We start from the raw sequence: 22,332 nt of genomic DNA, 5'->3' as shown, positions 1-22,332 counted from the left end.
CAGCCCAAGCAGCATTTGCTACAAGCCAGTCGCACCGGGATAATGCGCGCCACTGACGCCTTCGCGTCATCCAGGTCAATCGCCAATCGAAGCGATACACCGCGTCAAGGAAGCCCGCAGGGGCGGGATGAAATCAAGTGATCAAGTTCAACATCGCTCAATGGCGTGCATGGGCCCCTGGGCTCGAAAGCGTGGACGCCTGGCAGGCCTGGAGCCGTCAGCCGAGCCTGCCTGAGAGCAGCGATGCCGCTCCCGATGTGTCTTTTCTGCCCGCCATGCAGCGCCGCCGTCTCAGTCGCCTGGCGCGCATGGCTTTCAGCGTTGGCTGGCCCCTGGCCGAAGGCCTGGAGCAATTGCCGCTGGTGTTCATTTCCCGGCACGGCGAAACCCCGCGAACCTTCGAGATCCTCAGCGACCTGGCCGCCGAGCAGCCGCTGTCGCCCACCCAGTTCAGCCTCTCGGTGCACAACGCGGTGATCGGCCTGTGGTCGATCATGCGCGGCGAAACCAGTGAAATGACCGCCCTGGCCGCCGCCGGCGACGGCCTGGAACACGGCCTGCTGGAAGCCGCCACCCTGCTGGCGGACGGCGCTCCCCATGTACTGCTGGTGATCACCGAGGAACAGCCGCCCGAGGCCTACGCCAGCTGGATCGACGACGTGCCATTTCCCTATGCCCTGGGTCTGTTGCTGACCCCAGGCGACGACTGGCAACTGTCCCTGGACAGCCACGACGGTCAAATCCCCAAGACCCAGTGGCCCCATGCCCTGAACCTGCTGCGAACCCTGCTCGGCTCGCAGACCTTTTGCCAACATGCCTGGATGAATCGTGTATGGACCTGGCAACGCAACCACTGAGCGCCAAGGGCCGCAATGCCTACTACTGGCGCCTGCTGGCCACCGGTCTGAGCTTTGCACTGTTCGGAATAGGTGGTTTGTGCCTGCGCCTGGTGATTTTCCCGCTCCTGGCCTGCCTGCCCGGCGACGCCGCGAGCCATAGCCGGCGCGCACGCCGGACCGTCAGTCGGCTGTTCTGGCTGTTCATCCGCTTCATGGCCAAGAGCGGCGTGCTCACCTACGAAGTCCAGGGCGCCCACCTGCTCGGCCGTCCGGGGCAGATGATCATCGCCAATCACCCGTCGCTGATCGACGTGGTGTTCCTGATCGGTCTGGTGCGCGATGCCAACTGCGTGGTGAAGCAAAGCCTCTGGGACAACCCCTTCACCCGCAGCCCGGTGCGCGCCACCCAGTACATCAGCAACGACGGCAGCATGGACATGCTCGACAGCGCCTCCGGGGCGTTGCAAGCAGGCCAGACCCTGATCGTCTTTCCCGAAGGCACCCGTACCCAGCCGGGCGCCGCTCCCGCCTTTCATCGGGGGGCCGCGGCGATTGCCCTGCGGGGTGCGAAAATCATTACCCCGGTGGTGATCAAGGTCAGCCCCACCACCCTGACCAAGGCCGAGCCCTGGTATCGCATTCCGCAACGCCGTGTGCACTTCAGTTTTCACGTCGGTGCCGATATAGACCCACAGACCTTTGCCGCCCAAGGCCCCGCGCCTCAGGCGTCGCGCAAGCTCAATGAGCACTTGCACCACTATTTCATCAAGGAGCTCGCCAGAGATGAGCGATACACACCCGGATCTGATGCTTGAAATCAAACTGCTGATCATCGACGCCCTGGGCCTCGAAGACATCAGTGCCCAGGACATCGGCAACGATCAGACCCTGTTCGGCGAAGGCCTCGGCCTGGACTCGGTGGACGCCCTGGAACTGGGGCTGGCGATCCAGAAAAAGTACGGTATCAAGATCGATGCCGACGCCAAGGACACCCGCAACCACTTCAGTAACGTGGCGAGCCTTGCGGCGTTCGTCACTGCAAAACAGGCAGCTTGAGAACCGACCATGCAAACCCGTGACGACATCTTCAACACCCTGCGCGATGCCCTGGTCGAACTCTTCGAGCTTGAGCCTGACAGCATCAGCCTGGATTCCAACCTGTACCAGGACCTGGAAATCGACAGCATCGACGCCGTCGACCTGATCGACCACATCAAGCGTCAGACCGGCAAGAAAATCGCCGCCGAGGAATTCAAGTCGGTGCGTACCGTCAATGACGTGGTCGAGGCGGTCTACCGTCTGGTCCAGCCGGCCGCATGAGCCGGCTGATCGGCCTGGGCTTGTTGCTGGCCGGCCTGCTTTACCCCTTTGCGGTGTATTTCGGTATGGAGCACTTCGCTCCGTGGCAATTCGGCCTGCTGCTGGGCGGCCTGTGGCTGGCCCGGGCGCTGACCGGGGAACGTCGTCCCGGCAGCCTGTGGATGGCAGCCGCGGCGCTCGTCTTCTGCCTGCTGCTGGCGTGGTTCGACCACCCGGCGCTGCTGCGCTGGTACCCGGTGCTGATCAGCAGCTTCATGCTCGGCCTGTTCGGCCTGAGCCTGAAGTACGGCCCGCCGGTGGCGGAGCGCCTGGCGCGCCTTGGCGAGCCGGACCTGCCGGAAAAAGCCATACGTTATACCCGCCAGGTGACCATCGCCTGGAGTGTGTTTTTCCTTTGTAACGGAGTAATCGCCGCGGCCCTGACCCTCTGGGCGCCGCTGAGCTGGTGGACGTTGTACAACGGCCTGATCGCCTACGGGCTGATGGGTTTGCTGTTTGCCATTGAGTGGCTTTTACGACAACGGGTACGAGGCCGTAGATGAACTGGATTGCCCTTGAGCGGCTATTGCTCAGGACCCAAGCACCGCGGGTGGTCAGCGCCCACCCCGATATCGACCTGGAAGGCTTGCAGACCCGGGCCCTGGGCCTGGCCGCGGCCTTGCAAGCGCGCGGCGTGCGACGCCTGGCGCTGCATCTGGAAGATGCCGTCGACCTGGCCGTGGCCCTGCTGGGTGCCTGGCGCGCCGGGGTCAGTGTGTTGCTGCCCGCCGACCTGCAGGCCCAGACCCGCCAGCGCTGGGCGGCGGACGTCGACCTGTGGCTGACCGACCAGGACCCGCCCTTGCAGCCACTGCAGGCTGCGCCGCTGGAACCGGCGGAGCTGGACCTGGACGCCTGCCAACTGAGCCTGTGCACCTCAGGCTCCAGCGGCGAACCCAAGCGCATCGAGAAAAACCTGCGCCAGCTGGCCAACGAGGTCCAGGCCCTGGAGCACCTGTGGGGCGCCGACCTGGGCCCGGCCTGGATCATCGGCAGCGTCGCCACCCAGCACATCTATGGCCTGCTGTTCCGCGTGCTCTGGCCGCTGTGCGCCGGGCGTCCCTTCGTGCGCCGTCAATTGCCGTTCCCCGAAGACCTGCAACGGGCCAGCCGCGAATGCCCGGCATTCGCCTGGGTGGCCAGCCCGGCGCTGCTCAAGCGCATGGGCGACAACCTCGACTGGCCGGCCCTGAGCCCGGTGCGCCGGGTGTTCTCCTCCGGCGGCGCCTTGCCTGCCGAGGCCGCCAGCGGGCTGCAACAGCGCCTGCAGCAATGGCCGACGGAGATCCTCGGCAGTTCGGAAACCGGTGGTATCGCCTGGCGCCAAGGGCCAGAGCTGTGGCAGCCCTTTGCCGAGGTGCACCTGAGCCAGGACAGCGACGGCGCACTGCTGATTGCCTCGCCCTACCTGCCGCCCGGGCATGTCGAACACACGGCCGATGCCGCGCGCATCGCCGCCGACGGCCGTTTCGAGCTGCTGGGCCGCCTGGACCGCATCGTCAAGCTGGAAGAAAAACGCATCTCCCTGCCCATGCTCGAACAGGCCCTGGAGCAGCACGACTGGGTCGCGGAAGCGCGCCTGGGGGTGATCGAAGACAACCGCGCCTACCTTGGCGCCCTGCTGGTACTCAGTGAGTCCGGCCTGCATGCCCTGCGCAACCAGGGTCGACGCCACCTGACCCAGGCCCTGCGCCAGCACCTGGCCGGGCATTGCGAAGCCCTGGCCCTGCCCCGGCGCTGGCGCCTGCTGCGGCAAATGCCCCTGAACAACCAGGGCAAGCTGCCCCAGGCCGAGGTCCAGGCCCTGCTGTTGGCGCCGCGTCCGCAAGCGCCGGAGGTACTGGAGCAGGTGCAGCACGCAGAAGAGTGGCAACTGCAACTGGCAATTCCGCCAGACCTGGCCTACTTCAGCGGGCACTTCCCCCAGACTCCGGTGCTACCGGGGGTGGTGCAAGTGGACTGGGCCCTGGCCCTGGGTCAGCAATTGCTCGATCTGCCAGGCCGCTTCGCCGGCATGGAAGTGCTGAAGTTCCAGCAACTGGTGCGCCCCGGCGACCGCATCCAGCTCAACCTGCGCTTCGACGTCCAGCGCCAGAAACTGTATTTCGCCTTCCTGAATGACGGCGCCCCCTGCTCCAGCGGACGGATCATCCTGGAGGCCAGCTGTGGATAACGCCTCCCACTTCGCGGTTGCAGGCGCTGGCTTGCCAGCCAAGGGTCCAGCGCCGACCCACAAGCCCTGCGCCGTCATTCCGGTCTACAACCATGAAACCGCCGTGCCCGCCGTGGTCGACGCGCTCCTGGCCCGGGGCCTGCCCTGCGTATTGGTGGACGACGCCAGCAGCCCGGCCTGTGCGGCGGTGCTGGAACAACTGGCCGAGCGCGAGCAGGTGTTCCTGATTCGCCTGGCCATCAACCAGGGCAAGGGCGGCGCGGTCATGGCCGGCCTGCGCGAAGCCGCTCAGTTGGGCTTCAGCCACGCCTTGCAGGTGGACGCCGACGGCCAGCACGACCTGGCGGATGTGGATCACTTCATCCAACGCTCACAGGCCCATCCCGAGGCGCTGATCTGCGGTTATCCACAGTACGACGCCAGCGTGCCCAAGGGGCGCCTGTACGCCCGCTACCTGACTCACGTCTGGGTCTGGATCAACAGCCTGTCGCTGCAGATCCCGGACTCCATGTGTGGCTTCCGAGTCTATCCCCTGCCAGCCACGTTGGCCCTGCTGGACTCGGTGCAACTGGGGCGGCGCATGGACTTCGACCCGGAGATCCTGGTGCGCCTGTCCTGGCGCAACCAGCCCATGCACTGGCTGCCGACCCGGGTGCACTACCCCCAGGACGGCCTCTCGCACTTTCGCCTGTTCCACGACAACGCGCTGATTTCCAAGATGCACGCCAAGCTGTTCTTCGGCATGTTGCTGCGCCTGCCGCTGATTCTCTGGCGCCGGTGGCGTTCATGAGCCTGGAGCAACCCAAGGAGCCCGGCAGCGAACACTGGGCCGGCCATCAGGAGCGTGGCAGCTTCTGGCTGATGAAGCTCACTGCCTTCGGTGTACGGGTGCTGGGGCGCCGGGTGCTGAGCCCGGTGCTGTACGCCATAGTCTTCTACTTCTTCCTGTTCGGCCGCCGCGCCCGCCGCAGCATCTGGCAGTACCAGCAGCGCCTGGCCCAATGGAGCGGGCGCGATGAGTTGCGCCCCAGCCACTGGCGGGTGTTCGGCCAGTTCATGGCCTTTGCCGATGCCCTGCTGGACAAGCTCGATGTGTGGAACGGCAAGTTGCGCATCGAACAGATCGAAATCGTCGACCCGGCGCAGCTGCGCCATCAGCTGCGCGGGGAACGCGGACAGCTGCTGGTGGGCGCGCACCTGGGCAACCTGGAAGTCTGCCGGGCCCTGGCCGAGCTGGGCGAGCAAGTGACCATGAACGTGCTGGTGCACACCAAGCACGCCGAACGCTTCAACCGCCTGCTGGGCGAGGCCGGGGCCAGCAACCTGCGACTGATCCAGGTCAGCGAGCTGGACCCGGCGATCATGCTGCAACTGAGCCAGCGCCTGGATCGCGGCGAGTGGCTGGCGATTGCCGGCGACCGCGTACCGCTGCACGGCGGGCGCAACGTGCGGGTGGATTTCCTCGGCCATCAGGCCGCTTTCCCCCAGGGCCCCTGGCTGCTGGCCGGGCTGCTCAAGTGCCCGGTCAACCTGCTGCTGTGCCTGAAACAGCAGGGCCGCTACCAGGTGATCCTCGAACCCTTCGCCGAGGCCGTGCAGTGGAAGCGCAATGACCGCCAGCAGGTGATCGCCCAGTGGACCGCCCGCTACGCCGAGCGCCTGGGCCAGTACTGCCTGCAGGCACCGCAACAATGGTTCAACTTTTACCCATTCTGGAAGACCGATGACGACCTCGACCCATGAGCCGGTAACCTTCGGCGAACACCCCCTGCGCATCGAAGACGTGCTGGCCCTGGCCAACCGCCAGGTGCCGACGCGCCTGCAAAGCGACGCCGCCTGGCGCCAGCGGATTGCCAAGGGTGCACAGTTCCTCGACTCCCTGCTGGACAAGGAAGGGGTGATCTACGGCGTGACCACCGGCTACGGCGACTCGTGTGTGGTGGCGGTGCCGCTGCAGCATGTCGAGGCCCTGCCCCGTCATCTGTACACCTTCCACGGCTGCGGCCTGGGCAAGCTGCTGGACGCCCAAGCCACCCGCGCTGTATTGGCCGCACGCCTGCAGTCGCTGTGCCACGGGGTTTCCGGGGTCCGGGTGGAACTGCTGGAGCGCCTGCAGGCCTTCCTCGATCAGGACATCCTGCCGCTGATCCCGGAAGAGGGCTCGGTGGGCGCCAGCGGCGACCTGACGCCGCTGTCCTACGTGGCGGCCACCCTGTCCGGCGAACGCGAGGTGCTGTTCCGCGGCGAGCGTCGTGAGTCCGCCGACGTGCACCGCGAGCTGGGCTGGGAGCCCCTGGTGCTGCGGCCCAAGGAAGCCCTGGCGCTGATGAACGGCACCGCAGTAATGACCGGGCTGGCCTGCCTGGCCTTTGCCCGGGCCGATTACCTGCTGCACCTGGCCACCCGCATCACTGCCCTCAACGTGGTGGCCCTGCAAGGCAACCCGGAGCACTTCGACGAACGCCTGTTCGCCGCCAAGCCGCACCCGGGGCAGATGCAAGTGGCCGCGTGGCTGCGCCAGGACCTGGCCATCGACGCGCCGACCGCGCCCCTGCACCGCCTGCAGGACCGTTACTCGCTGCGCTGCGCGCCCCATGTTCTCGGCGTGCTGGCCGACAGCCTGAACTGGCTGCGGGGCTTTATCGAAACTGAACTCAACAGCGCCAACGACAACCCGATCATCGACGCCGAGGCCGAACGCGTGCTGCACGGCGGACACTTCTATGGCGGGCATATCGCCTTCGCCATGGACAGCCTGAAGAACCTGGTGGCCAACGTCGCCGACCTGCTGGACCGGCAGTTGGCGCTGCTGGTGGACGTGCGCTACAACCACGGCCTGCCGAGCAACCTGTCCGGCGCCAGCGCCGAACGCGCCATGCTCAATCACGGCTTCAAGGCGGTGCAGATCGGCGCCAGCGCCTGGACTGCCGAAGCCCTGAAAAACACCATGCCGGCCAGCGTGTTCTCCCGTTCCACCGAGTGCCACAACCAGGACAAGGTGAGCATGGGCACCATCGCTGCCCGCGACGCGATCCGCGTGCTGGAGCTCACCGAGCAAGTGGCCGCGGCCACCTTGCTCGCAGCCAACCAGGGCGTCTGGCTGCGCCGCCAGGAAGCCGATGCCCGGCCATTGCCACCGGCCCTGGAGGCCATGCACCAGCAACTGGCCGCAGACTTCCCACCGGTGATCGAGGACCGCGCCCTGGAGCGCGAGCTGCGCCTGTGCCTGCAACGTATCGCCGAACAACACTGGAGGCTGCATGCGCAGTAAGGGAGTGATCCACGCCGACACCCAGGTCCAGGTGCCGTTCTTCGACGTCGACACCATGCATGTCGTCTGGCACGGGCATTACGTCAAGTACCTGGAAGTCGCCCGCTGCGCCCTGCTGGACAAGCTCGGCCACAACTACAACCAGATGCTCGAATCCGGCTACGCCTGGCCGGTGATCGACCTGCAACTGCGCTACGTGCGCGGCGCGGTGTTCGGCCAGACCCTGAACGTGCGCGCCAGCCTGGTGGAGTGGGAGAACCGCCTGAAGATCAACTACCTGATCACCGACCTGGCCAGTGGCGAGCGCCTGACCCGCGCCAGCTCGGTGCAGGTGGCCGTGGAGATCGCCAGCCGGGAGATGCAGCTGGCCTCGCCCAAGGTGTTCACCGACGCCGTTGCCAGGGCCCTGCCATGAGGGTAGGAGCGAGCTTGCTCGCGAAGATCGTTGGTCTATCTGCCCGTTGCACAGGGCTAAGCACCCTGGTGCGGCGGTTCGCGAGCAAGCTCGCTCCTACGGTTTTGGTGCTGTGGTGTGTGCCGGGGTTGGCCCAGGCCTTCGATCTGCAACAACTGAGCGACCAGCTGTCGCGGCCGGAGGTGATCCACGGCCGCTTCATCCAGGAAAAGCACCTGCGCGCCCTGCCCCAACCTTTGACCAGCAAGGGCCACTTCGTCCTGGCGAAAAACCATGGCCTGCTGTGGCTGCTGCGGACCCCGTTGCAGCAGGACTATCGCATCACCGCCACCGGCATTGCCCGGCGCGATGCCGGCGGCTGGCAGATGCTTCCGGGCAAGAGTGCCGGTGCCGAACAGAACCGCCTGTTCCTCGCCGTGCTGCAAGGCGACAGCAGTGGCCTGCAGCGGGACTTCGAACTCAAGCTGCAAGGCAGCGCGCAGAACTGGCAGTTGCAATTGATCCCCCGCTCCCTGCTGCTGAAACAGATCTTCAACCAGATCAATATCGACGGCGGCGCGCTGGTGCAACGCATCGAACTGCTGGAAGCCCAGGGCGACCGTACCTTGCTGATCATGCAGGACAGCAGCAGTGCCCAACCCTTGAGTGAAGCGGAGCAACATGACTTTGCCGAGTGAACGCTGGCTGCCGCGATCCTTCCTGATCCTGCTGGCCCTGGTGCTGGCCTTGGGCGCCTGGCAATGGCGCCACGGCGCGCCCCTGTCCGCCAACCTGATGGAGCTGGTGCCCGGCACCGCCCCGGACGCCCTGGAGCTGCAGGCCGAACAACGCATGCAGGAACCGCTGAACCGGGAAATCCTGGTGCTGGTGGGGCATGCCGAGCGCGAAAAAGCCGTGGCCATGGCCCGGCAACTGGCCGAGCAATGGCAGGCCAGCGGGCTGTTCGAGAAGGTCCAGTGGAACCTGCAGGCCGACCTGCCGGCCTTGCGCAAGCAACTGCTGCAAGGCCGCCTGGCCATGCTCTCGACCCATGACCGCGAGCAGTTGATCAGCCAGCCCCAGGCGTTCATCGAGCAGCGCGTGCAAAGCCTCTTCGACCCCTTTGCCGGCTTCTCCCTGGTGCCGAGCCAGGATGATTGGCTGGGCCTGACCGGACGTATTCAGAACAGCCAGCCGCAACACGGCGCGGTGCAATTGGACATCGGCAGCGGCGCCCTGGTGGCCGACGCCGATGGCAAACAATGGGTACTCCTGCGGGCCCGCACCAACGGCAATGCCTTCGACCTGCAATTGCCCTTGCAGGTGGCCGAACTGCTGGACCACAGCCGCGAACAGGCCGGCCACAGCGATGTACAACTGCTGGCGGCCAGCGGCTTGCTGTACGCTGCGAACGGCCAGCAACAGGCCAGCCGGGAAATCACCTGGGTTGGCGGAGGCGCCACCCTGGGCATCCTCTTGCTGCTGCTCCTGGCCTTCCGCCGCTGGCGCGCCTTGCTGGCCTTCGTCCCGGTGCTGGTGGGCATGCTGTTCGGCGCCGTGGCCTGCGTCGCGCTGTTCGGGCGCATGCACGTCATGACCCTGGTGCTGGGCTCAAGCCTGATCGGCGTGGCCGTCGACTACCCCCTGCATTACCTGTCCAAGAGCTGGAGCCTGAAACCCTGGCGCAGCTGGCCGGCCCTGCGCCTGACCCTGCCCGGGCTGAGCCTGAGCCTGATCACCAGTTGCATCGGCTACCTGGCCCTGGCCTGGACCCCATTCCCGGCGCTGACCCAGATCGCCGTGTTCTCCGCCGCCGGCCTGCTGGGGGCCTACCTGTCGGCGGTGTGCCTGTTGCCGGCCCTGCTCAAGGGCGTCGAACTGCGTCCGGCGCAATGGCCGCTGCGGGTCGCCGAAGCCTTGCTCGGGGTGCGTGCCGCGCTGCTCAAGCGTGTGCCGAGCCCGGCGTTGCTGGCCCTGTTGGCGCTGTTCTGCGCCGCTGGTTTGTGGCAGCTCGAGAGCAAGAACGACATTCGCCAATGGGTCGGTGCACCGCCGCAACTGATGCAAGAGGCCCAGGCCATTGCCCGGATCACCGGTTATCAACCCACCAGCCAGTTCTTCCTGGTGCGCGCGGCCGATCAGCAGCAATTGCTGGAACGCCTGCGCGCCCTGGACCTGCGCCTGCAACAACTGGTGAGCCTGGGCAAGCTCAAGGGCTACCTGTCCCTGGACCAACTGGTGAGCCAACCCGCCGAGCAGCAGCAAGTACGCGAGGCCCTCAAGCAACTGCCGGGCGTCTGGCAGCCGCTGCTGGCGCTGGGGGTGCCCCTGCCGGCCCTGCAAGCGGAGTTGAAACAACTGCAGGACCTGCCCGTGGCCGACATTGATACCGCGCTCATCGGTCCCCTGGCCGAGCCTTATCGCCCGCTGTGGCTGGGCAGCAACGCCAGCGGCGTAGCGGCCATGGTCAGCCTGCAAGGCCTGAACGACGCTGCCCTGCTGCGGGTCCAGGCCGATGACCTGCCAGGGGTGCAACTGGTGGATCGCCTGGGCGAGCTGAACCGAGTGTTCGCCGCAACCCAGGTCAGCGCCGCCGAACTCAAGCTGGCGTCCTGCGTGCTGATCGTGCTGCTGCTGATCCTGCCCTTCGGTTTCGGTGGCGCCTTGCGCCTGGTGGCCCTGCCGCTGCTGGCAGCCTTGTGCAGCCTGGCCAGCCTCGGCTGGCTGGGCCAGCCGCTGACCCTGTTCAGCCTGTTCGGCCTGCTGCTGGTGACCGCCATCAGCGTCGACTACGCGATCCTCATGCGCGAGCAGATCGGTGGCGCCGCCGTGAGCCTGCTGGGCACCTTGCTGGCGGCCCTGACCACCTGGCTGTCGTTCGGTCTGCTGGCGGTGTCCAGCACCCCGGCGGTGAGCAACTTCGGTCTGGCGGTGAGCCTGGGGCTGACCTTCAGCTTTATCCTCGCGCCCTGGGCCGGCCACACGCCGCATCCGACGCCGGCCGCGGAGAACCCGCCATGCTGATCCTGCTGTTCTGGCTGCTGGCCCTGGCCCTGTTCGCCCTGGCCACCTACATCGGGCGCCACCTGGGCCTGATTCCGATTGTCAGCCAACTGCTGCTGGCGACCTTCGGCCTGCCGTTGCTGATGCTGCTGTGGATCGAACCCCACTGGCAGCTCAGCGGCGCGCAGCTGGTCTCCCCGCAATGGCTCAAGTTCCTCTACGGCCTGAGCTTCGCCCTGCTGCTGGGGCACATCCTCAGTGATGTGATCGACCTGCGCCTGGACCGTCAGAGCCTGAAGATCGCCGTGCCGAGCTTCTGCATACCCTTTGCCTGTGGCCTGGCCACGGCCTTCTGGCTGCTGCCGGCGCAACCCTGGATCAGCTCCCTGGCGGTGGGCCTGCTGTTCGCCATTACCGCAATCCCGGTGCTCTACCTGTACCTGCGACACATCCAGTACCCGCCCGCCGCCACCCGGCGCCTGGTGCAGACCGCGATCCTCATCGACCTGACCTGCTGGACCCTGTTCGCCCTGGCCCAGGGCAGCCTGCAGGTCAGCAGCCTGCTGCTGCCCCTGGCGGGCGCCTGCCTGCCCCTGGTGCTGCGGGTCCTCGGCCTGCGCCAGCCCCTGCTGCACAGCCTGGGGTTCTTCGGCCTGCTGGTGCTGGCCGAGCACTACAAGCTCAATGCGCTGATCTTCGGCATCGGCTACCTGTTGTGCATGGCCGCCCTCAAGCTGCCGCTGGTGCTGCCGTTAAAGGCTGCCTGGATGAACCGCTTGCAGACCTTGGTCGCCATCCCGCTGATCCTGACGTTCGGCATCGTGCAGATCAACGTGCACAGCGCCATGGACAGCCTCGGCTGGGTACAACTGGCGGCGCTGCTGTTGCTGCCGATTGCCAGCAAGCTGCTGGGCAACTGGCTGGGCCTGAGCTTGGCCGGCGCCTCCTTCGAGGGCGCCAGCCGCTGGCGGGAAAGCCTGCTGCTGAACATTCGCGGCTTGAGTGAGATCGTCTTTCTCAACCTGCTGCTGCAACAACAGTTGATCAGCCCGGCGCTGTACTTCGCGCTGATGCTCATGGGCCTGATCGCCACCCTGCTGCCGGCCCTGGCCGGGATGCACCGAACGCCTGCGGCCGCGGTAAACGCGGCCCCCTTGAACCTGAACATCGCCGAACCGGCAAGGAGCCCCAGTGCCAACAGTTGAAATGCAACGTCGCCAGGTCGTGGTGATTGGTGCCGGCCCCTCGGGGGCCATCGCGGCCGCGCTGCTCAAGCGCCAGGGCCACGACGTGCTGATCGTCGAGCGGCAACATTTCCCGCGTTTTTCCATCGGTGAAAGCCTGCTGTCCCACTGCCTGGATTTCGTCGAGGAAGCCGGCATGCTGGAGGCGGTGCAAGCCGCCGGTTTCCAGCTCAAGAACGGCGCAGCCTTCGCCTGGGGCGAGCACTACAGCGCCTTCGATTTTGGTGACACCTTCAGTAACGGCAAGCCCACCACCTTCCAGGTGCAGCGCGCCGACTTCGACAAGCTGCTGGCCGACCAGGCCGCCCTGCAAGGGGTCGAGATCCGCTACGGCGAAGAGATTGTCGCCGTAGACGTGGAACGGCCGTTGCCGCAGCTCGACTGCCGCCGTGAGGACGGCAGCCAGTACCGCATCGAAGCCGACTTCATCCTCGACGCCAGCGGCTACGGCCGGGTCCTGCCACGCCTGCTGGAACTGGAAGCACCGTCGAACTTTCCGGTACGCCGGGCGGTGTTCACCCATGTCGAGGATCGCATCGACTGCGAGCATTTCGACCGTAACAAGATCCTTATCACCACCCACCCGGAACACCGCGACATCTGGTTCTGGAGCATCCCCTTCAGCAACGGCCGCTGCTCGGTGGGCGTGGTGGCCGCCGACGAACACTTCGCCGGGCGCGATGGCGACCTGGACGCCTGCTTGCGCGGCTTCATCAACGAAACCCCGAGCCTGGCCCAGGTCCTGAAAAACGCCGAGTGGGACACCCCGGCGCGGACCATCGGCGGTTACTCGGCCAACGTCACCACCCTGCACGGCCCGGGCTTCGCCTTGCTGGGCAATGCCGCGGAATTCCTCGACCCGGTGTTCTCCTCCGGGGTGACCATCGCCATGCGTTCATCGAGCATGGCCGCCGCGGTGCTGCACCGTCAGCTGCAAGGCCAGAGCGTCGATTGGCAGAGCGAGTTCGCCGAACCGCTCAAGCGCGGCGTCGACACCTTCCGCTGCTACGTCGAAGGCTGGTACGCCGGCACCTTCCAGGACGTGATCTATCACCCGGGCAGCTCGCCGGAAATCCGCCGCATGATCAGCTCGATCCTCGCCGGCTACGCCTGGGATGAGCGCAACCCCTTCGTCAGCGAGCCCAAGCGCCGGCTCAAGGCCCTGTCACAAGTCTGTGCGAGGGACGTGGCATGAGCGAACCATCCAGCCAGTACCTGAGCGCCAGCTACGTCGAGGAAACCCGCTTCGGCTTCTGGTTCCTGCGCAGCCACACCTGGCAGCACCATGTGCTGCGGGTGGCGATCAATGACCTGCGTTCGCTGTTCGATGGTGAGCTGCCGGCCCACCCGGTGCTGCTGGATGCTGGCTGCGGCCAGGGCAAGTCGTTCCAGTACCTGCGCCAGGTGTTCGCTCCGCAGCGCCTGATCGGCCTCGACGCCGACCCCCACAGCCTCAAGCTCAGCGCCGAGGAAGCCCGGCGCCAGCAACTGCAGGTGGAACTGATCGGCAGCGACTGCGCGACCCTGGAGCTGGCGGACGCCAGTGTCGACCTGTTGTTCTGCCACCAGACCTTCCATCACCTGGTGGAGCAGGAAAAGGCCCTGGCCGAGTTCTACCGGGTGCTCAAGCCTGGGGGCTACCTGCTGTTCGCCGAATCCACCGAGGCCTACATCGATACCTGGGTGATCCGCTGGCTGTTCCGCCATCCGATGCATGTACAGAAAAGCGCCGCCGAGTATCTGGAGATGATTCGTCGGCAGGGCTTTGAGTTCGGCCCGCAGAACGTGTCTTATCCTTACCTGTGGTGGAGCCGCGCCAAAGACTTCGGCCTGTTGGAGCGCTTCGGCCTGCGCCAGCCGCCGCCGGTGGGCCAGCGCGAGGAAACCCTGGTCAATGTGGTGGCCCGCAAGCCCCTGAATCCCCCGGTCGCCGAGGAAGGTCTGCCCGCATGATCCGCGCTCTGCTGCTCGGTTGTGTCCTGTTGCTGAGCGCTTGCGTCAGTCAGGCTCCGCTGCCCGAGCGCATGCCTACCCTGGTGTTGCCGTTGCAGTTGCATGTGCAGCGCCAGGCGAATGGCCAACGCCAGGACTGGCTGCTGGTGATCCAGGCTGAAGGCGCGGACCTGCGCTGGTCGCTGATGGACCCATTGGGCATTCCCCAGGCCCGTCAGCGCCTGGTGGCAGGCCGGTGGCAGGCCGATGGCCTGCTGCCCCCCAACCCGGAGGCCCGGGAGCTGTTCGCAGCGCTGCTGTTCGCCCTCACACCCGAGGCGGAACTGGCCGCCAACTACCCGGGCGCCCGTCAGCAAGGCACCCAACGTACCCTCGGCCCACGCTGGCGGATTGACTATCAACAACTTCTGGATTTCGAGTTGAACCTGCCTCAAGGCCCGCACTACCACATCACTGCACTGAGTACCGAGGCCACCCCATGACGGCCTACCTCAATGCCCTCGGGGTGATTTGCGCCCTGGGCCGCAATCGCCAGGAAGTCGCCCGCAGCCTGTTTGCCGGCGACTGTTCAGGCATGCGCGACGAAAGCCACTGGGTGCCCGAGCGCACCTTGCCGGTGGCGGCGGTGCGCGGTCCACTGGCCCCCATGCCCAGTGGCTTCCAGGCGCAAAACAGCCGCAACAACCAATTGCTGCTGGAGGCCACGCTGCAGATCGAGGACGACATCCGCCAGGCGATCCAACGCTATGGCCGTGGCCGCATCGGTATCGTCCTGGGCACCAGCACCTCGGGCATCGACGAAGCCAGTCGCGGCATTGCCCGTTATCTGCAGGACCGGCAATTCCCGGCGGATTACGACTACCGCCAGCAGGAACTCAGCGCGCCGGCAAACTTCCTCGCCGACTGGCTGCAACTGTGCGGCCCGGCCTATGTGATTTCCACCGCCTGCACCTCCAGCGCCCGGGCCCTGATCAGCGCCCGGCGCCTGCTGGACCTGGGCCTGTGCGACGCCGTGCTGTGCGGCGGGGTCGACAGCCTGTGCCAGCTCACCCTGAACGGCTTCACCGCCCTGGAGGCGGTGTCCGCCCAGCGCTGCAATCCGTTTTCCCGCCACCGCGACGGCATCAACATCGGTGAAGCGGCGGTGCTGTTCCTGATGAGCAAGGAACCGGGACGTGACTCGCCCATTGCCCTGCTGGGCGGCGGTGCCAGTTCCGATGCCTACCATATTTCCGCCCCGGCCCCCGACGGTCGAGGAGCCTTGCAGGCCATGAAACTGGCCCTGCACAGTGCCGGCTTGCAGCCACAACAGATCGGCTACCTGAACCTGCACGGCACCGCCACCCAGCACAACGACGCCATGGAGAGCCTGGCGGTGGCGCAGCTGTTCCCCGAAGGCGTGCCCTGCTCATCGACCAAGCCCATGAGCGGCCACACCCTGGGGGCCGCTGGTGCCCTGGAGGCCGCGTTCTGCTGGCTCAGCCTGAGCGCCGAGAACCCCGCCCAGGCACTGCCGCCGCACCTCTGGGACGCCCAGGCCGACCCGGCCCTGCCGGCACTGCGCTGGGTCACCCCGGCCGACCGCCTGGACCCGCACGCCCCGCGCCGCCTGATGAGCAATTCCTTCGCCTTCGGCGGCAACAACGTCAGCCTGATTATCGGAGACGCCCCATGATTGACTGGCCGCTCGCCGAGTTGCTGCCCCATGCCGGGGACATGATCCTCATCGATCAGGTCCTGGCCTTTGATGAAGAACAGATCCGCACTCGCCTCCAAGTTCGCCCCAGCGGCCTGTTCAACCGCGCCGATGGCAGCCTGCCGGCCTGGGTCGGCATCGAACTGATGGCCCAGAGCGTCGCCGCCTACGCCGGTTGCCGCGCCCGCCAGCAGGGCTTGCCGGTGGAGCTGGGTTTTCTTCTGGGCACCCGTAAATTCGAGTGCAACGTTGAACATTTCCCCGTCGGCAGCACCCTGGAAATCCACGCACTGCGCTCCCTCGAAGACGACAACGGCATGGGCGTGTTCGAGTGCCACCTCAGCGGCCCCGGCATTGCCGCCAGCGCGCGCCTGAATGTGTTCCGCCCGCCCCAGGCCGCCGACTATCTGCATGAAACACCTGCCTCTTCTACAGGAACCCCGTCATGACTGACTCCGTACTGGTCACCGGCTCCAGCCGTGGCATCGGCCGTGCCATCGCCCTGCGTCTGGCCCAGGCTGGCTATGACCTGGTGCTGCATTGCCGCAGCGGCCGCAGCGAAGCCGAAGCCGTCAAGGGCGAAGTCGAGGCCCTGGGCCGCAGCGCCCGCATCCTGCAATTCGACGTGTCGGACCGAGCGGCCTGCAAGGCCGCGCTGGAAGCCGACGTTGAGACTCATGGCGCCTATTACGGCGTGGTGCTCAATGCCGGACTGACCCGCGACGGCGCCTTTCCGGCCCTCAGCGAAGAGGACTGGGATCAGGTGCTGCGCACCAACCTCGACGGTTTCTACAACGTGCTGCACCCGGTGATGATGCCGATGATCCGCCGCCGCGCCGCCGGGCGCATTGTCTGCATCACCTCGGTGTCGGGGCTGATCGGCAACCGTGGCCAGGTCAACTACAGCGCTTCCAAGGCCGGGTTGATCGGCGCCGCCAAAGCCCTGGCCATCGAGCTGGGCAAGCGCAAGATCACCGTCAACTGCGTGGCCCCGGGCCTGATCGACACCGCCATGCTCGACGAGAACGTGCCGGTGGACGAACTGATGAAGATGATTCCCGCCCAGCGCATGGGCACCCCGGAAGAAGTCGCCGGCGCGGTGAACTTCCTGATGTCCGCCGAAGCCGCCTACATCACCCGCCAGGTGCTGGCGGTGAACGGGGGCCTGTGCTGATGAAACGCGTGGTCGTCACCGGCATGGCCGGCATCACCTCCCTGGGCAGCGACTGGGCCCGCATCGCCGAGCGCTTCGCCGCCAACCGCAGCGGCATCCGGCGCATGGACGAGTGGGACAGGTTCAGCGAGCTCAATACCCGCCTGGCCGGCCCCATCGATGACTTCCAGGTGCCCGGCCACTGGACCCGCAAGCAACTGCGCAGCATGGGCCGGGTTTCGCGCCTGGCCGTGGGCGCCGCCGAGCAGGCCCTGGCCGACGCCGGGCTGCTGGGCGACCCGTCGATCAAGGACGGGCGCATGGGCGTGGCCTGCGGTTCTTCCACCGGCAGCACCGACGAGATCAAGGCCTTCGGCAACATGCTGCTGAACTCAGTGGCCGAAGGGCTCAACGCCAACTCCTACGTGCGCATGATGCCCCACACCACCGCGGCCAATATCAGCATCTTCTTCGGCCTCACCGGGCGCCTGATTCCCACCTCCAGCGCCTGCACCAGCGGCAGCCAGGGTATCGGCTACGCCTATGAAGCGATCAAGTTCGGCCGTCTGCCGCTGATGCTCGCCGGTGGCGCCGAAGAGCTGTGCCCCACCGAGGCCATGGTGTTCGACGCGCTGTATGCCACCAGCCTGAAAAACGATGCGCCCCACACCAGCCCGCGGCCCTACGACACCGACCGCGACGGTCTGGTGATTGGTGAAGGCGGCGGCATGCTGGTGCTCGAAGAACTGGAACACGCCCTGGCCCGCGGCGCGCGCATTCACGCGGAAATCGTCGGCTTCGGCAGCAACGCCGACGGCCAGCACACCACCCGTCCCGAGCAGAGCACCATGCGCCGGGCCATGGAGCTGGCGCTGGAGGATGCGGCCCTGTTCCCGGCGGCCATCGGCTACGTCAACGGCCATGGCACGGCCACCGAACAGGGCGATATCGCCGAGACCCAGGCCACCAGCAGCCTGTTCGGCAGTCGCATGCCCATCAGCTCGCAGAAGAGCTTTCTCGGCCACACCCTGGGCGCCTGCGGCGCGCTGGAATCCTGGTTCAGCATCGAGATGCTCAACCGCGACCTGTACGTGCACACCTGCAACCTGGACCAGGTCGACCCGCGCTGCGGCGAGCTGGACTACCTGCAGGGCGGTTTCCGGGCCATGAGCCACGAATACGTGATGAACAACAACTTTGCCTTTGGCGGCGTCAACACCTCGTTGATCTTCCGCCGCTGGCGCTAATGCCTCACCTCACTGGAGAAATGGAATGTCTTCCCTGTTTCGCGCCACCCTCATCGTCCTCGCCCTGCTGAGCGTCACCGCCTGCACCAGCAAGCGCATGTACACCCCCAACCGAGTGATCCCGGCCACCATCCAGGCCGATCAGGAGCAGGTCAAACAGGCGATCCTGAAGAACCTGGTGGCCCGCAAGTGGACCGTGCAGCGCATCAGCCCGGAGCTGATCCAGGCCGAGATCACCGTGCGTGAGCAGTTCCACGCCGAGATCGATATCCAGTACTCCGCCAGCTACTACAAGATCGTCTACCGCGACAGCCGCGACCTGGATTACAAGGACGGCAAGATCCACAAGAACTACATCCGCTGGGTACGCCTGCTGGACAAGGGCATCCTGCGCGAGCTGCGGGACAACCAGAACGAGCGGACCGCGCAGCAGCTGTCCGACGCCGCGGCCAAGAGCTTCCCGGCCGCGCAATGAGCCCTTCCCTGTGACCCCGGTCACAGGGCTGCTTCACCCCCTTTAATGTCATGGAGAATGCGATGCGTTTGAAGACACTGGCGGCCACCGCCACCCTGCTGCTGTGCACCCTGCCCGGCATCAGCCAGGCCCGCGATACCACCCTGTTCCTGCCCTTCGACAAGGTGGTGGCCGAGGCCATCAGCACCGGCAAGATCGATGGCAGCGTGAAGTTCTACCTGGCGGGCAACAAGCCGGCCGGCAAGGTCAGTGTGCTGAGCCCGGGCGCCGTGACCAACAAGAAGACCAATGCCTTCGGCAAGGCCGACCAGGTGGCCTGCGAGTGGGCCTTGCAGTCGGCGCTGATCACCCTGCATGAAGCGGCGAAGAAAGTCGGCGCCAACGCCGTGACCGACATCGCCAGCTTCTACAAGAGCCGTGAGCGCAAGGACGCCACCACCTATGAGTGCCATGCTGGCGCCATCATGGCTGGTGTCGCGCTGCGCGGGGATCTGTCCAAGGTCCAGTGAGCTGCGGCTGACAATGAAAAGGGCGCCCCACACAGCCTGGTGGGGCGCCCTTTTTGTTTCCGGGATTTTTTCGGGAGCCCGGCCAGCGCCGTCTACACTCGCAACAGCAGGCCGGGCCACCGTCGCCTGCGGGAGCCAAGCGCTGCGACTGGACCTGGGCCGGCGCGACGCTGGCTCTTCTTTCACGTCCGTCAAGGAGCTGACCATGCAAGTGAAAGCGCTGATTGCCCTGGCCCTGCTAGCCGTCCTGAGCCCCACCAGCCAGGCCACCAACCTGATGTACATGCCCTTCGAAAAAGTCGTGGCCGACGCCGAGCGCGCCGGGCGCCTGGATGGCAGCGTGAGCTTCCACCTGGCCGGCAACCCGCTGCCACCGGTGCTCCAGGTGCGGCTCACTGAAGTGACCACCCACAAGAAGACCAATGCCTCCAACAAGAGCGATATCGCTGCCTGCGAGTGGGCGTTGCAGTCGGCGCTGATCACCCTGCAAGCCGCAGCCAAGCGGGTCGGCGCCAACGCGGTGACCAACATCGTCAGCTACTACAAGCGCCGCGTACGCAAGGACCTCAACACCTACGAATGCCGCGCCGGGGTGCTGATGGCGGGCGTCGCCCTGCGCGGCGACCTGGTCATCCTGCAGCCCCCGGTGCGCCCCAACAGCCCCTCAGGACGCGGCCCCGGTCTTGCGCGTCAGTAGCTCGACAAAGGCCTTGGCCATGGGCGAGGCCTGGTCCTTGCGCTGTACCAGCCACACCGCCGACATGGCCTCCGGGTCCAGCAGCCGCCGATAGACCACGCCGTCGATGCGCATGCGCTGGTAGGACGCCGGCAGTACCGAGACGCCCAGCCCCGCTGCGACCAGGCCGATGATGGTCATGGCTTCACCCGCCTCCTGGGCGAAATGCGGGGTAAACCCGGCCTCCCGGGACAGGCTCAGCAACTGGGCATACAGGCCGCTGCCATAGCTGCGGGGGAAGAACACAAAAGGCTCCTGGGCCAGTGCCGCCAGGTGCAAGCCTTCTTCACTGCCGCTGGCCAGCGGATGCTTGGCGCTGAGCACCGCCACCAGCGGCTCGCGCAGCAGCTCCACCACCGACAAGGAGTCCGGCAAGGGCAAGGGCCGCATGATGCCCACCTGGATCGTCTGGTCCACCAAGGCTTCGGCCACCTGGGTGCTGCTCATTTCCTTGAGCTTGAGGTGCACTGCGGGAAAGCGCTGGCGAAAGGCAAAGATGGCCTGGGGAATGGTCGAGTTGAAGGGGGCTGACGAGGTGAAGCCGATCTTCAGCTCGCCCAGTTCGCCCAACTGCGCGCGCCGGGCCACGTCTGCCGCCTTGTCCACCTGAGCCAGCACCAGGCGCGCCTCTTCGAGGAACAGGCGCCCGGCCTCGCTAAGCTCGACCCGACGATTGGTACGCTCGAACAGCCGGGCGCCCACCTCCTGCTCCAGGGCCTGGATCTGTTGGCTCAGCGGTGGCTGGGAAATGCCCAGCACCTGGGCCGCGCGGCCGAAGTGCAGCTCTTCGGCGACGGCAATGAAGTAGCGCAAATGACGCAATTCCATGGGCAACTCCATTGAGTCGTTAAAGCTATCAAACAGGTCGAACAATATATTGGAAATGATCATTAGCCAGCTATATGCTTTTTTCCATTGCCTGACCGGCTGCGTCTCCCCGAGGTTCCCGTGAAAACCGCTGTTGCCCCCCTTGCCCACACCCTCGCCGCTACGCCCCTGGACGAGGTGGTCGCCCAACTCAACGAGGTCTACATCGAGAAAGGCACACCGCTGTTCATGCGCACGGTGCTGGCGCTGTTCTCCGGGGGCTTTGCCACCTTCGCCCTGCTGTACTGCGTGCAACCGATGATGCCGCTGCTGTCCCAGGAGTTTTCCATCAATGCGGCACAAAGCAGCCTGATTCTCTCGGTGTCGACGGGCATGCTGGCCATCGGTCTGCTGATCACCGGGCCCATTTCCGACCGCATCGGCCGCAAGCCGGTGATGGTGGCGGCCTTGCTCGCCGCCGCCCTGTGCACCATCGCCAGCGCACTGATCCCCAGCTGGCACGGAGTGCTGGTGATGCGGGCGCTGGTGGGGCTGTCCCTGAGCGGGCTGGCGGCGGTGGCCATGACCTACCTCAGCGAAGAGATTCACCCCCAGCACATCGGCCTGGCCATGGGCCTGTACATCGGCGGCAATGCCATTGGCGGCATGAGCGGGCGACTGATCACCGGGGTGCTGATCGACTTCGTCAGCTGGCACACAGCGATGCTGGTGATCGGCGGCCTGGCATTGATCGCCGCCGCGGTGTTCTGGCGCATCCTTCCCGAGTCGCGCAACTTCCGCCCCCGCTCGCTGCACCCACGCAGCCTGCTGGACGGCTTTACCATGCACTTTCGCGACGCCGGCCTGCCCTGGCTGTTTCTTGAAGGTTTCCTGCTGATGGGGGCCTTCGTCACCCTGTTCAACTACATCGGCTACCGCCTGCTGGCCGATCCCTATCAGCTGAGCCAGGCCTGGGTCGGGATGCTCTCGGTGGTCTACCTCTCGGGGATCTACAGCTCGGCGAAGATCGGCGCCCTGGCGGACCAACTGGGCCGACGCCGAGTGCTCTGGGCCACCATCGTGCTGATGCTGGCGGGGATCGCCCTGACCCTGCTGACGCCGCTGTCCCTGGTGCTGATCGGCATGCTGCTGTTCACCTTCGGCTTCTTCGGTGCCCACTCGGTGGCCAGCAGCTGGATCGGCCGCCGGGCCACCAAGGCCAAGGGCCAGGCCTCCTCGCTGTACCTGTTCAGCTACTACGCCGGTTCGAGCATTGCCGGCACCGCTGGCGGGGTGTTCTGGCACCTGGCGGGGTGGAACGGCATCGGCCTGTTCATCAGTGCGCTGTTGCTAGGCGCGTTACTGGTCGCCATGAAGCTCGCAAAACTTCCCCCTCTGACCCGCAGCGAAGCGGCCTGAGCGCGCGCCAAACCTTCAGCAACGAAAACGCCCGGCATTGGCCGGGCGTTTTTG

General features: G+C 66.1%; 25 protein-coding genes. 24 read left to right on the top strand and 1 reads right to left on the bottom strand.

What is annotated here, in order from left to right:
- The first annotated feature begins 137 nt into the window (after window positions 1-137).
- The 23 genes from PFZ56_RS08260 to PFZ56_RS08150 all read left to right on the top strand — a co-directional run bounded on the left by PFZ56_RS08260 (window position 138) and on the right by PFZ56_RS08150 (window position 20,013).
- A complete protein-coding gene (locus PFZ56_RS08260) occupies window positions 138-857 on the top strand; it encodes a beta-ketoacyl synthase chain length factor (RefSeq protein ID WP_102882065.1) in 720 nt (239 codons plus the stop codon).
- Window positions 833-1,654, top strand: coding sequence for a 1-acyl-sn-glycerol-3-phosphate acyltransferase (locus PFZ56_RS08255; protein ID WP_102862828.1), 822 nt, complete (start codon window positions 833-835; stop codon window positions 1,652-1,654). The genes PFZ56_RS08260 and PFZ56_RS08255 overlap by 25 nt, the downstream gene beginning before the upstream one ends.
- Window positions 1,623-1,895 carry a phosphopantetheine-binding protein gene (locus PFZ56_RS08250; RefSeq protein ID WP_011058851.1) on the top strand — a complete coding sequence of 91 codons (273 nt, stop codon included), beginning with the start codon at window positions 1,623-1,625 and terminating at the stop codon, window positions 1,893-1,895. The genes PFZ56_RS08255 and PFZ56_RS08250 overlap by 32 nt, the downstream gene beginning before the upstream one ends.
- A gap of 9 nt (window positions 1,896-1,904) precedes the next feature.
- Window positions 1,905-2,159, top strand: coding sequence for an acyl carrier protein (locus PFZ56_RS08245; RefSeq protein ID WP_016962653.1), 255 nt, complete (start codon window positions 1,905-1,907; stop codon window positions 2,157-2,159).
- Entirely contained in the window at window positions 2,156-2,701 is a 546-nt protein-coding gene (locus PFZ56_RS08240) for a hypothetical protein (protein ID WP_102862827.1), read from the top strand. Before PFZ56_RS08245 ends, PFZ56_RS08240 begins: the two co-directional genes overlap by 4 nt.
- The gene (locus PFZ56_RS08235; protein ID WP_170004057.1) at window positions 2,698-4,371 is read left to right on the top strand and encodes an AMP-binding protein; all 1,674 of its coding nucleotides are present in this window, start codon (window positions 2,698-2,700) and stop codon (window positions 4,369-4,371) included. Before PFZ56_RS08240 ends, PFZ56_RS08235 begins: the two co-directional genes overlap by 4 nt.
- 31 nt (window positions 4,372-4,402) lie before the next feature.
- Window positions 4,403-5,161: a glycosyltransferase family 2 protein gene (locus PFZ56_RS08230; RefSeq protein ID WP_102882201.1), complete on the top strand. Its 759-nt coding sequence runs from the start codon at window positions 4,403-4,405 to the stop codon at window positions 5,159-5,161.
- Window positions 5,158-6,114: a glycosyl transferase gene (locus PFZ56_RS08225; protein WP_102882067.1), complete on the top strand. Its 957-nt coding sequence runs from the start codon at window positions 5,158-5,160 to the stop codon at window positions 6,112-6,114. Before PFZ56_RS08230 ends, PFZ56_RS08225 begins: the two co-directional genes overlap by 4 nt.
- Window positions 6,095-7,642, top strand: coding sequence for a histidine ammonia-lyase (gene hutH / locus PFZ56_RS08220; protein WP_102882068.1), 1,548 nt, complete (start codon window positions 6,095-6,097; stop codon window positions 7,640-7,642). The genes PFZ56_RS08225 and hutH overlap by 20 nt, the downstream gene beginning before the upstream one ends.
- Window positions 7,632-8,057, top strand: coding sequence for a thioesterase family protein (locus PFZ56_RS08215; RefSeq protein ID WP_102862823.1), 426 nt, complete (start codon window positions 7,632-7,634; stop codon window positions 8,055-8,057). The genes hutH and PFZ56_RS08215 overlap by 11 nt, the downstream gene beginning before the upstream one ends.
- Window positions 8,054-8,734, top strand: a complete 681-nt coding sequence (locus PFZ56_RS08210; RefSeq protein WP_170004055.1) for an outer membrane lipoprotein carrier protein LolA — start codon at window positions 8,054-8,056, stop codon at window positions 8,732-8,734. The genes PFZ56_RS08215 and PFZ56_RS08210 overlap by 4 nt, the downstream gene beginning before the upstream one ends.
- Window positions 8,718-11,060, top strand: a complete 2,343-nt coding sequence (locus PFZ56_RS08205) for an MMPL family transporter (RefSeq protein WP_170004053.1) — start codon at window positions 8,718-8,720, stop codon at window positions 11,058-11,060. Before PFZ56_RS08210 ends, PFZ56_RS08205 begins: the two co-directional genes overlap by 17 nt.
- Window positions 11,054-12,244, top strand: a complete 1,191-nt coding sequence (locus tag PFZ56_RS08200) for a sodium:proton antiporter (protein WP_170004051.1) — start codon at window positions 11,054-11,056, stop codon at window positions 12,242-12,244. Before PFZ56_RS08205 ends, PFZ56_RS08200 begins: the two co-directional genes overlap by 7 nt.
- Window positions 12,231-13,478 (top strand): NAD(P)/FAD-dependent oxidoreductase, encoded by a 1,248-nt coding sequence (locus PFZ56_RS08195; RefSeq protein WP_170004049.1) that lies wholly within the window; start codon window positions 12,231-12,233, stop codon window positions 13,476-13,478. The genes PFZ56_RS08200 and PFZ56_RS08195 overlap by 14 nt, the downstream gene beginning before the upstream one ends.
- Window positions 13,475-14,236: a class I SAM-dependent methyltransferase gene (locus PFZ56_RS08190; RefSeq protein ID WP_110595402.1), complete on the top strand. Its 762-nt coding sequence runs from the start codon at window positions 13,475-13,477 to the stop codon at window positions 14,234-14,236. The genes PFZ56_RS08195 and PFZ56_RS08190 overlap by 4 nt, the downstream gene beginning before the upstream one ends.
- Window positions 14,233-14,718 carry a DUF3261 domain-containing protein gene (locus tag PFZ56_RS08185; protein WP_170004047.1) on the top strand — a complete coding sequence of 162 codons (486 nt, stop codon included), beginning with the start codon at window positions 14,233-14,235 and terminating at the stop codon, window positions 14,716-14,718. The genes PFZ56_RS08190 and PFZ56_RS08185 overlap by 4 nt, the downstream gene beginning before the upstream one ends.
- The gene (locus PFZ56_RS08180) at window positions 14,715-15,911 is read left to right on the top strand and encodes a beta-ketoacyl-[acyl-carrier-protein] synthase family protein (RefSeq protein ID WP_102862816.1); all 1,197 of its coding nucleotides are present in this window, start codon (window positions 14,715-14,717) and stop codon (window positions 15,909-15,911) included. The genes PFZ56_RS08185 and PFZ56_RS08180 overlap by 4 nt, the downstream gene beginning before the upstream one ends.
- The gene (locus PFZ56_RS08175) at window positions 15,908-16,381 is read left to right on the top strand and encodes a hotdog family protein (RefSeq protein ID WP_170004045.1); all 474 of its coding nucleotides are present in this window, start codon (window positions 15,908-15,910) and stop codon (window positions 16,379-16,381) included. Before PFZ56_RS08180 ends, PFZ56_RS08175 begins: the two co-directional genes overlap by 4 nt.
- Window positions 16,378-17,106 (top strand): 3-oxoacyl-ACP reductase FabG, encoded by a 729-nt coding sequence (gene fabG, locus PFZ56_RS08170; protein WP_102862814.1) that lies wholly within the window; start codon window positions 16,378-16,380, stop codon window positions 17,104-17,106. The genes PFZ56_RS08175 and fabG overlap by 4 nt, the downstream gene beginning before the upstream one ends.
- Window positions 17,106-18,332: a beta-ketoacyl-ACP synthase gene (locus PFZ56_RS08165; RefSeq protein ID WP_102882075.1), complete on the top strand. Its 1,227-nt coding sequence runs from the start codon at window positions 17,106-17,108 to the stop codon at window positions 18,330-18,332. Before fabG ends, PFZ56_RS08165 begins: the two co-directional genes overlap by 1 nt.
- 25 nt (window positions 18,333-18,357) lie before the next feature.
- On the top strand, window positions 18,358-18,807 hold the full coding sequence (locus PFZ56_RS08160) for a hypothetical protein (protein WP_102882076.1): 450 nt from the start codon (window positions 18,358-18,360) through the stop codon (window positions 18,805-18,807).
- Between the two features lie 62 nt (window positions 18,808-18,869).
- Window positions 18,870-19,316 carry an excinuclease gene (locus PFZ56_RS08155; protein ID WP_102862811.1) on the top strand — a complete coding sequence of 149 codons (447 nt, stop codon included), beginning with the start codon at window positions 18,870-18,872 and terminating at the stop codon, window positions 19,314-19,316.
- A gap of 205 nt (window positions 19,317-19,521) precedes the next feature.
- Entirely contained in the window at window positions 19,522-20,013 is a 492-nt protein-coding gene (locus tag PFZ56_RS08150; protein WP_102882077.1) for an excinuclease, read from the top strand.
- Here PFZ56_RS08150 and PFZ56_RS08145 read toward each other — a convergent pair.
- Window positions 19,981-20,880, bottom strand: coding sequence for a LysR family transcriptional regulator (locus PFZ56_RS08145; protein WP_102882202.1), 900 nt, complete (start codon window positions 20,878-20,880; stop codon window positions 19,981-19,983). The two genes, PFZ56_RS08150 and PFZ56_RS08145, sit on opposite strands and share 33 nt — an antisense overlap.
- Window positions 20,881-21,048: 168 nt before the next feature.
- On the opposite strand from PFZ56_RS08145, the gene PFZ56_RS08140 reads away from it, so the two are divergent.
- A complete protein-coding gene (locus PFZ56_RS08140; RefSeq protein ID WP_394304649.1) occupies window positions 21,049-22,278 on the top strand; it encodes an MFS transporter in 1,230 nt (409 codons plus the stop codon).
- Window positions 22,279-22,332 lie beyond the last annotated feature (54 nt).

This window comes from Pseudomonas danubii (assembly GCF_042980055.1).
Lineage (GTDB): Bacteria > Pseudomonadota > Gammaproteobacteria > Pseudomonadales > Pseudomonadaceae > Aquipseudomonas > Aquipseudomonas danubii.
The sequence above is the reverse complement of the archived record's forward strand: the minus strand, read 5'-3'. Positions and strand labels throughout refer to the sequence as shown.

Excerpts from the sequence above, each read along its gene's own strand:
- PFZ56_RS08155 (WP_102862811.1), top strand. The coding sequence starts at position 18,870 with ATGCGTTTGAAGACACTGGCGGCCACCGCCACCCTGCTGCTGTGCACC.
- PFZ56_RS08145 (WP_102882202.1), bottom strand. The coding sequence starts at position 20,880 with ATGGAATTGCGTCATTTGCGCTACTTCATTGCCGTCGCCGAAGAGCTG.
- PFZ56_RS08215 (WP_102862823.1), top strand. The coding sequence starts at position 7,632 with ATGCGCAGTAAGGGAGTGATCCACGCCGACACCCAGGTCCAGGTGCCG.
- PFZ56_RS08160 (WP_102882076.1), top strand. The coding sequence starts at position 18,358 with ATGTCTTCCCTGTTTCGCGCCACCCTCATCGTCCTCGCCCTGCTGAGC.
- hutH (WP_102882068.1), top strand. The coding sequence starts at position 6,095 with ATGACGACCTCGACCCATGAGCCGGTAACCTTCGGCGAACACCCCCTG.
- PFZ56_RS08150 (WP_102882077.1), top strand. The coding sequence starts at position 19,522 with ATGCAAGTGAAAGCGCTGATTGCCCTGGCCCTGCTAGCCGTCCTGAGC.
- PFZ56_RS08180 (WP_102862816.1), top strand. The coding sequence starts at position 14,715 with ATGACGGCCTACCTCAATGCCCTCGGGGTGATTTGCGCCCTGGGCCGC.
- PFZ56_RS08175 (WP_170004045.1), top strand. The coding sequence starts at position 15,908 with ATGATTGACTGGCCGCTCGCCGAGTTGCTGCCCCATGCCGGGGACATG.
- PFZ56_RS08185 (WP_170004047.1), top strand. The coding sequence starts at position 14,233 with ATGATCCGCGCTCTGCTGCTCGGTTGTGTCCTGTTGCTGAGCGCTTGC.
- PFZ56_RS08250 (WP_011058851.1), top strand. The coding sequence starts at position 1,623 with ATGAGCGATACACACCCGGATCTGATGCTTGAAATCAAACTGCTGATC.
- PFZ56_RS08225 (WP_102882067.1), top strand. The coding sequence starts at position 5,158 with ATGAGCCTGGAGCAACCCAAGGAGCCCGGCAGCGAACACTGGGCCGGC.
- PFZ56_RS08240 (WP_102862827.1), top strand. The coding sequence starts at position 2,156 with ATGAGCCGGCTGATCGGCCTGGGCTTGTTGCTGGCCGGCCTGCTTTAC.
- fabG (WP_102862814.1), top strand. The coding sequence starts at position 16,378 with ATGACTGACTCCGTACTGGTCACCGGCTCCAGCCGTGGCATCGGCCGT.
- PFZ56_RS08245 (WP_016962653.1), top strand. The coding sequence starts at position 1,905 with ATGCAAACCCGTGACGACATCTTCAACACCCTGCGCGATGCCCTGGTC.
- PFZ56_RS08210 (WP_170004055.1), top strand. The coding sequence starts at position 8,054 with ATGAGGGTAGGAGCGAGCTTGCTCGCGAAGATCGTTGGTCTATCTGCC.
- PFZ56_RS08200 (WP_170004051.1), top strand. The coding sequence starts at position 11,054 with ATGCTGATCCTGCTGTTCTGGCTGCTGGCCCTGGCCCTGTTCGCCCTG.
- PFZ56_RS08190 (WP_110595402.1), top strand. The coding sequence starts at position 13,475 with ATGAGCGAACCATCCAGCCAGTACCTGAGCGCCAGCTACGTCGAGGAA.
- PFZ56_RS08205 (WP_170004053.1), top strand. The coding sequence starts at position 8,718 with ATGACTTTGCCGAGTGAACGCTGGCTGCCGCGATCCTTCCTGATCCTG.
- PFZ56_RS08235 (WP_170004057.1), top strand. The coding sequence starts at position 2,698 with ATGAACTGGATTGCCCTTGAGCGGCTATTGCTCAGGACCCAAGCACCG.
- PFZ56_RS08255 (WP_102862828.1), top strand. The coding sequence starts at position 833 with ATGGACCTGGCAACGCAACCACTGAGCGCCAAGGGCCGCAATGCCTAC.
- PFZ56_RS08165 (WP_102882075.1), top strand. The coding sequence starts at position 17,106 with ATGAAACGCGTGGTCGTCACCGGCATGGCCGGCATCACCTCCCTGGGC.